This window comes from Trujillonella endophytica (assembly GCF_900110555.1).
Classification (GTDB): domain Bacteria; phylum Actinomycetota; class Actinomycetes; order Mycobacteriales; family Geodermatophilaceae; genus Trujillonella; species Trujillonella endophytica.
Window position 1 is genome coordinate 197,797 of sequence record NZ_FOEE01000009.1, and the last position, 9,446, is coordinate 207,242.

The window sequence follows — 9,446 nt, forward strand, 5'->3', positions numbered from 1 at the left end:
CTCAGATCCTCGTCTCGTCGGCGGCCACGGCCTTCGTCAGCGCGGTGGCGCCGGGCGTCCCCGTGGGGTGGACGCAGGCGTGCCGGTGGCCCAGCACGCCGTCCCGGAGGACGTCGACGCCGGATTCGTCGCACGCCTCGGTGCGCGCGGTGCACCGGGGGGCGAAGCGGCAGCCGGGGGGAGGCCTGCGCGGATCGGGCAGCGACCCCTCGATCACGCGCATCCGGCGGGCGCGCGGGGTGTCGAGGGACGGCGTCGACGCGAGCAGCGCCTCGGTGTAGCGGTGCCGCGGGGTGTCGAAGACGGCGTCCGTCGGGCCCTCCTCGACCATCCGGCCGGAGTACATGACCGCGACGCGGTCGGTACGGCCGGCGACCAGCCCCAGGTCATGGCTGATCAGGACCAGCCCCATGCCGCGGGAGGTGCGGACGCGGTCGAGCAGGTCGAGGATCTGCCGCTGGACGGTGACGTCGAGGGCGGTGGTCGGCTCGTCGGCGATCAGCAGGTCCGGCTCGCAGGCCAGCGCGATCGCGATCATGATCCGCTGCCGCATGCCTCCGGAGAGCTGGAACGGGTAGTTCGACAGCCGCCGCCGCGGGTCCGGCACGCCCACCTCGGTGAGCAGCCCGACCGCCCGTTCCTGCGCCTCGGACCGGGAGATGCCGAGGTGGCGCACCATGCCCTCGGTGATCTGGCGACCGATGCGGACGACCGGGTTCAGCGCCCGGCCGGCGTCCTGGAAGACCATCGCCACCTTGGGGCCGAGCAGCGCCTGCCGGGCCTTCTCCGACACCGTGAGCATGTCCACGCCGGCGAAGAGGACCGACCCGGAGGTGCTCGCCCGATCCGGCAGCAGACCCATGACCGTGCGGGCGAGCATCGACTTGCCCGAGCCGGACTCCCCGACGAGGCCGACGGCCTCGCCCGCGGCGACTTCGAGAGAGACCCCGTCGACCGCGCGGACGGGACCGGCGTCGGTGGCGATCCAGGTGTGCAGGTCCTCGATCTGCAGCAGCGGCGGAGCGCCCGTCATCGGGGCCCCTCCCCGAAACGGATCCGCAGCCGGTCACCGACGATGTTCAGCGCCAGCACGGTCAGCAGGATCGTCACCGCCGGCACGAAGACGAGGTTGGGGAAGCGGGAGATCAGGTCCTGCCCGTCGCTGATCATGCCGCCCCAGCTGGGGGTCGGTGAGGGGATGCCGAGGCCGAGGAAGCTCAGCGACCCCTCCGCCACGATGAGGGCGGCGATCACCACCGGCAGGTAGGCCGCCACCGACGGCAGCACGTTGGGCAGCACCTCGCGGCCCATCAGCCGCGGCAGGCCGGCGCCCATGTTCGTCGCCGCCATGACGAACTCCCGGGACGCCCAGCGCAGCGTGTTGGCCCGGGCGAGCCGGGCGAAGGTCGGCGTCATCAGCAGCGACAGCGACACGATCAGCGTCTCGGCGCTGGGCCGCAGGACCGAGGCCAGCGCCAGGAGCATCACCAGCGGGGGGAAGGCGAGCAGGGTGTCGGTGACGAAGGAGATGACCGTGTCGACCGCGCCGCGCAGGAACCCGGCGAGCAGGCCGAGGAACGAGCCGACGACGAACGCGATGAGCGCCGAGACCACGCCCACCAGCAGCGAGGCCTGCGCCCCGGAGACGAGCCGGGAGAGCATGCTGCGGCCGAGGACGTCGTAGCCGAGCAGCCCGTCGAGGGACAGCTCCGGCTTCCCGCGCGGAGGGCCGGCGATCACGCCGTACTCGGCCAGCGGGAGGACCGGCGCGAGCAGCGCGGCCAGTACCACCAGGGCCAGCCAGCCGGTGCAGAGGGCGACGAGCCAGGACCGGCGGGCCCGGGGGGCAGGCAGCTTCGGGCCCGCGCTCGGCAGGCTCGGCGGCGCGACGCCCGGTTCGACGATGCTCATCAGACGGCCTCTCGTCGGACGCGGGGATCGAGGAACCCGTAGCCGATGTCGACCAGGGTGTTGATGACGACGTAGGCGATGACGATGAAGGCGACCGCCCCCTGGACGGCGATCACGTCGCGGGACGCGATCGACCCGGCGATGAGCGACCCGAGGCCGGGCAGCGTGAAGACCGCCTCGACGATCACCGTGCCGCCGATCAGCCGGCCGAACGAGATGCCGGCCAGCGTCACCAGCGAGAACGACGACGGGCGCAGGGCGTGCCGCCAGAGGATGTAGGAGCGGGACAGGCCCCGGGCCCTGGCTGCGGAGATGAAGTCCTCGTGCAGCGTCGAGTCCAGGTCGGTGCGCAGCAGCCGCTGGAACGCCGCGATCTCCGGGATCGCCACCGCGATGGCCGGCAGCAGGGCGTGGTGCAGGTTGGCCCCGACTCCCTCGCCGACGCGTTCCCACCCGGCCACCGGGAACAGGCCCGCCTGCACCGACAGGAAGTAGACGAGGACCGGGGCGACGACGAACGCCGGCAGCGCCAGGCCGACCGACGCCAGGAAGGTGGAGACGCGGTCGATCGGGCTGCCCGGCCGGTTGGCCGCGGCGAGCGCCATCGGCACCGAGACGGCCAGGGCGATGACCAGCGCGAGGAGCGCGAGCTCCAGGGTCACCGGCAGCCGCTCGAGGACCGAGTCCAGCACGTCCTGCCGCGTCCGCAGGGACGTCCCGAAGTCGCCCGTCACGGCGTCGCCCAGCCAGCCGAAGTACTGCTCCCACAGCGGCTCGTCCAGTCCGAGTCTGGCCTCCAGTTCGGCCACCGCGTCCGGCGTCGCGGCGTCGCCGAGCAGAGTCACCGCCAGGGACCCCGGCGCGATGGAGAGCAGCGCCACCACGAGGAAGGTCGCGAAGAGGATGACGAGCAGCGCTCGGACCACCCGCTTCGCGGTGAAGACGAGCATGCGGCCCCACTTCCGACGTCGCGCGACCTGATCGGGCCGGACCCCGGAGGAGATCGGTGTCACAGCTGTCTCAGCAATCTTTATAGTGATAGCGCCCTAAGGTCAAGAAGCTGATCGGCGAGCCGCGATCTGCCCGCGGCGAGCCTCGGCGGCTGCACAATCCCCCGATGCCCGCCCACCGCCTCCCGCCGTCCTCCCCCGTCGTGCTCACCTGCCTGGCCGTCGCGCTGCTCACCGGCTGCTCGACCACGGAGGTCTCCGGGGCGGCGTCCCCCGCGGGCGGTACCAGCGCCGGACCGGCCGGGGACGGCGTCGAACTGGTCCGCGGGGCCGCGTGCGGCGAGGTCACCTTCTGGGCCGCGTCCGAGTCCGGCGAGGTCGTGGTGACGGTGACCGTCGACGTCGCCGACCGGCCGGCCGGCGAGCCCTCGGAGTTCGGCTACGAGCTGCCGGACCCCGCCGTCCTCGTCACCGTGCACAGCGGCCCGGGCGACCTCTCGGAGAACTTCTGCACCGACGTCCTCCTCGGCCCGGAGCCCACGCTGCGGCAGGACGTCGTCGCGGGCACCGTCGCGCTCACCGTCGACCCGCCCGGGGAGGACTGCGGGGACAGCGACGGCCGGCTGCGGGTGGAGGGCCTGGTCGCCGAGGACGGCACGACCTTCGCCCCGATCGACGTCAGCTCCGGCCTCGTCGGCTGCAACGTCGGCGGCTGACCGCCGTCCACCCCTGGCGGGAGCGGCGGGTCATCCCGCGGGTGGACGACGGCGCGCCGTCCACTGCCTAGATTCGATCCGCGATGGACCACCCCCTGGAGAACCTGGCCGCCTCGACGCGACGCCATCCGTTCGGCGTCGACGCGGGCCTCGCCGGGCTCCTGTGGTTCACGCTGGTGCTGCTGCCGGCCGGGGCCTGGGCTCCCTACGAGGCGACGGCGGGCGCGCTCGGCACGCTGATGATCGCGGCGCTGGCCTGGCGGCGGCGGGCTCCGGTCGCGGCCGCCGCGGTGGTCTGCGTCCTCGGGCTGGTGCAGCTCGGCGGCGTGCCGGAGCTCCTGCCGGCCGACGTCGCCGCGCTGGTGATGGTGCACGCGCTCGCGGCCTACGCACCGCGCTGGGCGGGCCTGGCGGGCCTGCTGCTGGGTCTGCTCGGGGCCGTCCTGGCGGCCACCGTGTACTACACCGCGTCGCAGGACCCCAACGACCTGGTCCTGGTCACCGGGACCATCGCGATCGCCGTCGTCGCCGCCTGGGCCCTGGGCCACCTGCGCCGCCTCCGCGTGCAGCGCGAGGCCGGGCTGGAGGAGCGGGCCCGGCTGCTGGAGATCGAGCGCGACCAGGAGATGCGGCTGGCCGCCACGGCCGAGCGTGCCCGCATCGCCCGGGAGATGCACGACGTCGTGGCCCACTCGCTGTCGGTCGTCATCGCGCAGGCCGACGGCGGCCGCTACGCCGGGCGCGCGGACCCCGCGGCGGCGACCGGCGCGCTCGAGGCGATCGCGGCGACCGGCCGGCAGGCGCTGACCGACATGCGGGCCCTGCTCGGCGTGCTCCGCGAGGGCCCGGGCGAGGCCTACGCCCCGCAGCCCGACGTCGCCGCGGTGCCGGCGCTGGTGGAGGACGTGCGGGCCAGCGGCCTCGACGTCGACCTGCTCGTCGAGGGCACGCCGCGGCCGCTGCCGGCCGGGCCGCAGCTGGCGGCCTACCGGATCGTGCAGGAGTCCCTGACCAACGTGCTCAAGCACGCCGGCTCGGCCGGCCGCGCCTGGGTGCGACTCTCGTGGCGGGACGACGGCCTGGAGGTGGCGGTGCTCGACGACGGTCGGGGCGCGTCGGCGGCGCTCGTGACGGGCGGGGCCGACGGCTCCGGTCAAGGCCTGCGCGGCATGGTGGAGCGGGCGCAGCTGCACGGGGGGCGCCTGACGGCCGGCCCGCGCGCCGGCGGCGGCTTCGCGGTGCAGGCGCTGCTCCCCTACCGGAGCCGGCGATGACCGCGCCCGACGGCCGGATCCGGGTGGTGCTCGTCGACGACCAGCAGATGGTGCGGGCCGGCTTCCGCATGGTCATCGACTCCCAGGCCGACCTCACCGTGGTCGGGGAGGCCGGCACCGGCGACGAGGCGGTGCGGCTGCTCGCGCGCACGCCGGCCGACGTCGTCCTCATGGACGTGCGCATGCCCGGCACCGACGGCATCGAGGCGACCCGGCAGGTCACCGCGCGGGACGGCGCCCCCCGCGTCGTCGTGCTGACCACCTTCGACCTCGACGAGTACGTGGTGGCCGCGATCGGCGCCGGGGCCAGCGGCTTCCTGCTCAAGGACGCGCCGCCGGAGGAGATGCTCGCCGCCGTCCGCACCGTGCACGCCGGCGACTCGGTGATCGCGGCGTCGTCCACCCGGCGACTGCTGCAGCACGTCGCGCCGATGCTGCGCGGGACGTCGTCGGCCCCCGCCGCGGAGCCGCGCGAGCTCGCCGACCTCACCCCGCGCGAGCGGGAGGTACTGGTGCAGATGGCCTACGGCGCGACCAACGCCGAGCTCGCCGCGCACTTCGTCGTCAGCGAGGCGACGGTGAAGACGCACGTCGGCCGCGTGCTGGCGAAGACGGGGTCGCGGGACCGGGTGCAGGCGGTGGTCCTGGCCTACCGGACCGGCCTGGTGCAGCCGGCCGACCTCCTCCGCGACGCCTAGCCTCCCCTGCCCCCCTCCCGCGCAGAAGCGCGAAACTGCCCCGGGGCAGAAGCGCGGAATTGCACCGCGCAGAAGCGCGGAATTGCCCCGGGGCAGAAGCGCGGAATTGCACCGCGCAGAAGCGCGGAATTGCCCCGGGGCAGAAGCGCGGAATTGCACGGTGAGTCCGACCCGGGGATGACGGCGGCATCCGACCCGGGGGGCACCTCCCGGCGCCCAGGACCGGCCCTCGCTCCGACGCGGGACGGCGGGCCCGACCGGCAGCGTGACTCCCGTCCCGCTCCCGTGTCGGAAGGCCCGAACCGTGTCCGCTGCCGTGCCCCTCATGACCGTTCCCGGCGCCCCGCCGCCGACCGCGGACGCCGTCCGCGCCACGGCCCTCACCCGCACCTACGGCAGCGGTCCGACCGCGGTGCACGCGCTGGCCGGCGTCGACGTCGCGTTCGGCCGCGGCGCCTTCACCGCGATCATGGGCCCGTCCGGGTCGGGCAAGTCGACGCTGATGCACTGCCTCGCCGGCCTGGACACCCCGACCGGCGGGCAGGTGTTCCTCGGCGGCACCGAGCTGACCCGCCTGCGCGACGACCAGCTCACCCGGCTGCGCCGCGAGCGGATCGGCTTCGTCTTCCAGTCCTTCAACCTGCTGCCGGTGCTCGACGCCCGGGAGAACATCGTGCTGCCGATGCAGCTGGCCGGCCGGCGCCCCGACCCGGGCTGGTTCGACGCCGTCGTGGCCCGCCTCGGGCTGCGCGACCGGCTGCGGCACCGGCCCGCGGAGCTCTCGGGCGGTCAGCAGCAGCGGGTGGCCGTGGCCCGCGCGCTGCTCCCCCGCCCCGACGTCGTCTTCGCCGACGAGCCGACCGGCAACCTGGACTCCCGCTCGGGCGCCGAGGTCCTCGGCCTGCTGCGCAGCAGCGTGCGGGAGACCGGCCAGACCGTCGTCATGGTCACCCACGACCCGGGCGCGGCCGCCTACGCCGACCGCGTCGTCCTCCTCGCCGACGGTCGCGTGGCCGGCGACCTGGCCGACCCGACCGCCGACTCGGTGCTCACCGCGCTGCGCGGGCTGGGGGCCTGACCCCCGTGCTCCGCATCATCACGGCGAACCTGCGCGCGCACCTGGCCCGGCTCGTCGCCTCCACCGTCGCCATCGTCATCGCGGTCGGCTTCGTCGTCGCCACGCTGACCCTCGGCGAGACCACCCGCGCCACCATGCTCGAGGCCGTCGGCGCGCGGTACGTGAGCGCCGACGTCGTCGTCACCTCGGACGGCGAGCCGGTGGACGAGGCGGCCGCGGACCTCGACGGTCTCCCCGGCGTGGCCGCCGTCGACGTCGCCGTCGCCACGTCGGTGCAGGCCCTCGTGCCCGGGCGCACCGGCGCCCAGTACCTCCTGGTCGACTCCGTCGCCGACGACCCGGCACTGCGCTGGCAGCAACTGGCCGCGGGCGCACTCCCCGACCGGCTCGGCGAAGCCGCGGTCAGCGAGCGCGTGGGCGCCGAGGTCGGGGACGTGCTCACCGTGACCACCTACGGCGAGGACGGCCGGGAGGACGCGTCGCAGGTCACCGTGGTCGGCGTCGTCGACCTGCGCGGCGACCCGTCCGCCGGGATCAACGGCCGCGCGTTCGTCATCGGCGCGCAGGTGGCCGCGTGGGGGGCGCTGGGCCCGACGGAGCTGCGGATCGCCGGGACGGCGGGCACCGACGCCGACGACCTCGCCGCCGCGGTGGGGTCGGCGCTGGCCGGCCGGGACGTCGCCGTGCGCACCGGCGAGGAGCAGGCCGTGGCCGAGACCGAGGCGCTCACCGGCGACGCGGACGTGCTCACCCTCGTCCTGCTGGTCTTCGGCACCGTCGCGCTGCTGGTGGCGGGCCTGGTCATCGCCAACACCTTCGCCGTCCTGCTGGCGCAGCGGACCCGCGAGCTGGCCCTGCTGCGCTGCGTCGGGGCCACCGCGCGGCAGATCCGCCGCGGCGTCCTCGCCGAGGCCGCGCTGACCGGCGTCGCCGCCTCCGCGCTCGGCGTGGGCGCGGGCATCGGCCTGGCCGCCGGCGTCTCCGCGCTGGTGGGCACCGACTCGCCGGTGCCGCTGGCCGGGGTGTCGGTGCCGCTGTCGGCCGTCCTCGGCGGTCTGGCGATCGGGACGCTGACCACGCTGGTCGCCGCGCTCGCCCCGGCGCGGGCCGCCACCCGGGTCGCCCCGCTGGCCGCGATGCGCCCGCTCGACCCGGCTCCCCTGCGCTCCCGTGGCGGGATGCTGCGGCTGGTCGCGGGGCTGCTGCTCGTCGTCCCCGGGGTGCTGCTGATGGCGGCCGGGGTGGCCGGCGGGAGCGTGCCGGCCGCCCTGGCCGGTGGCGCGCTGAGCTTCCTCGGCTTGGTGCTGCTCGCCCAGCGGGCGGTACCGCCGGTGGTGGCGGCGGCCGGGCGGCTCGCCCGCCGCGGCGGGGTGACCGCGCGGCTGGCCGGCGGCAACGCCACCCGCAACCCGCGCCGGACGGCCGCCACCGCCACCGCGCTGCTGATCGGCGTCACCCTGACCAGCGCGATGGTCGTGGGGGCGGCCTCCACCCGGTCGAGCGCGCAGGCGGGCCTGGCCGCGCAGTACCCGACCGACGTGGAGGTCACCGGCAACACCGAGGACGGCCTCCCGGCCTCGCTGGTCGGGCGGCTGCAGGCGGTGGACGGCGTCCGCGCCGCGGTGGCGCTGACCGCCGGGCCGGTCACCGGGCCCGACGGCTACGAGACCCGCGGCCTGGGCGTCGACCCCGCCCGGGCCGCCGCGGTGCTGCGCTCCACCGACGACCTGCCGCTGCCGGCCGACGGCACCGTCGTCCTGCCGTGGTGGACGGTGGAGGGCTGGGGCGTCGCGGCCGGCGAGGAGGTGACGCTGACCGGCGCGGGCGGCACGCGGACGTTCACCGCGCTGCTCGGAGACACCGAGGAGCCGCTGCTGACCGCGACGGACCTGGCGGCGCTGGCGCCGGGCGCGGTGGCCGACACCGTCTGGCTCCGGCTGGACGACGGCGCCGACCCGGCGGCGGTGGTCGACGAGGTGACCGACCTCGCCGGCGCCGCGCGGCCGACCGCCGCGGTGACGGGGCTGGCCAGCGAGCGGGCGGCGCTGGACGAGGTGCTCGACGTCCTGCTGCTGGTCGTCACGGGCCTGCTCGGCGTCGCCGTCGTCATCGCGCTGATCGGCGTGGGCAACACCCTCGCGCTGTCGGTGGTGGAGCGCCGGCAGGAGAACGGCCTGCTGCGGGCGCTCGGGCTCACCCGCGGGCAGGTGCGCGGGCTGCTGGCCTGGGAGGCGGCGCTCGTGGCCGGGGTGGCCGCGGTCCTCGGGGTGCTGCTCGGGACCGGGTACGGGCTGGTCGGCGTCGCGTCGTTGCTCGGCGGGCAGGGCGAGGTGGTGCTGAGCATGCCGTGGCTGCAGGTGGCCGCCATCGTCGTCGTCGCCACGGTCGCCGGGTTGCTCGCCAGCGTCCTGCCCGCCCGCCGCGCCGCCCGCACACCCCCCGTGGCGGCGCTGGCCGCCTGAGTGGAGTGCCACGGTGCAGGAAACCTGCATGTTGAGTCCGAGGACATCTGTCAGTCCTGAAGTCTCATGACATGTGTCGCTTGATCATCACAACGCCGATGAGGTGGTGTGGGGAAGCGAGCGCCAGTCATGAAGCTGCTGGATGCGACGTTGCAGGTCGGCGTGCCGATCGAGAACGTCGCGGAGTGGTGCCGGGTCAACGGGGTCGAGCCGCGGACGTTCTACCGGCATCGGGCGCGGGTGGCCGCCGAGGGCGCGTGGACGGAGCGCTCTCGGCGGCCGCACGTCTCGCCGTCGGCGACACCGGAGTGGCTGGTCGAGCGGATCGTCGCGTTACGCGAGCAGCTGGCGCCGGAC

Annotated in this window: 8 protein-coding genes and 1 pseudogene; 6 read left to right on the forward strand and 3 right to left on the reverse strand. The window is 75.5% G+C overall.

Annotation, left to right across the window (positions count from 1 at the left end):
* Nucleotide 1: 1 nt before the first annotated feature.
* From BMY88_RS15595 to BMY88_RS15605, 3 genes are read right to left on the reverse strand one after another with little or no spacing between them, the layout of a single operon-like run.
* Nucleotides 2–1,033, reverse strand: coding sequence for an ABC transporter ATP-binding protein (locus BMY88_RS15595; protein WP_091945300.1), 1,032 nt, complete (start codon nucleotides 1,031–1,033; stop codon nucleotides 2–4).
* Nucleotides 1,030–1,911, reverse strand: coding sequence for an ABC transporter permease (locus BMY88_RS15600; protein WP_091945303.1), 882 nt, complete (start codon nucleotides 1,909–1,911; stop codon nucleotides 1,030–1,032). Before BMY88_RS15600 ends, BMY88_RS15595 begins: the two co-directional genes overlap by 4 nt.
* The gene (locus BMY88_RS15605; RefSeq protein WP_091945306.1) at nucleotides 1,911–2,861 is read right to left on the reverse strand and encodes an ABC transporter permease; all 951 of its coding nucleotides are present in this window, start codon (nucleotides 2,859–2,861) and stop codon (nucleotides 1,911–1,913) included. Before BMY88_RS15605 ends, BMY88_RS15600 begins: the two co-directional genes overlap by 1 nt.
* 167 nt (nucleotides 2,862–3,028) lie before the next feature.
* Here BMY88_RS15605 and BMY88_RS15610 point away from each other — a divergent pair, with 167 nt between their 5' ends.
* The 6 genes and pseudogenes from BMY88_RS15610 to BMY88_RS15635 form a co-directional block, all read left to right on the forward strand.
* The gene (locus tag BMY88_RS15610; RefSeq protein ID WP_091945309.1) at nucleotides 3,029–3,577 is read left to right on the forward strand and encodes a hypothetical protein; all 549 of its coding nucleotides are present in this window, start codon (nucleotides 3,029–3,031) and stop codon (nucleotides 3,575–3,577) included.
* Nucleotides 3,578–3,660: 83 nt separating this feature from the next.
* Complete coding sequence (locus BMY88_RS15615; RefSeq protein ID WP_091945312.1) at nucleotides 3,661–4,851, forward strand: sensor histidine kinase; 1,191 nt, start codon at nucleotides 3,661–3,663, stop codon at nucleotides 4,849–4,851.
* On the forward strand, nucleotides 4,848–5,549 hold the full coding sequence (locus BMY88_RS15620; protein WP_091945315.1) for a response regulator transcription factor: 702 nt from the start codon (nucleotides 4,848–4,850) through the stop codon (nucleotides 5,547–5,549). The genes BMY88_RS15615 and BMY88_RS15620 overlap by 4 nt, the downstream gene beginning before the upstream one ends.
* A 325-nt stretch (nucleotides 5,550–5,874) precedes the next feature.
* The gene (locus tag BMY88_RS23890) at nucleotides 5,875–6,627 is read left to right on the forward strand and encodes an ABC transporter ATP-binding protein (protein ID WP_091945318.1); all 753 of its coding nucleotides are present in this window, start codon (nucleotides 5,875–5,877) and stop codon (nucleotides 6,625–6,627) included.
* A gap of 5 nt (nucleotides 6,628–6,632) precedes the next feature.
* Nucleotides 6,633–9,089 carry an ABC transporter permease gene (locus BMY88_RS15630; RefSeq protein WP_091945321.1) on the forward strand — a complete coding sequence of 819 codons (2,457 nt, stop codon included), beginning with the start codon at nucleotides 6,633–6,635 and terminating at the stop codon, nucleotides 9,087–9,089.
* A 129-nt stretch (nucleotides 9,090–9,218) separates the two neighbouring features.
* Nucleotides 9,219–9,446, forward strand: a pseudogene (locus BMY88_RS15635) (leucine zipper domain-containing protein); the annotation flags it as partial.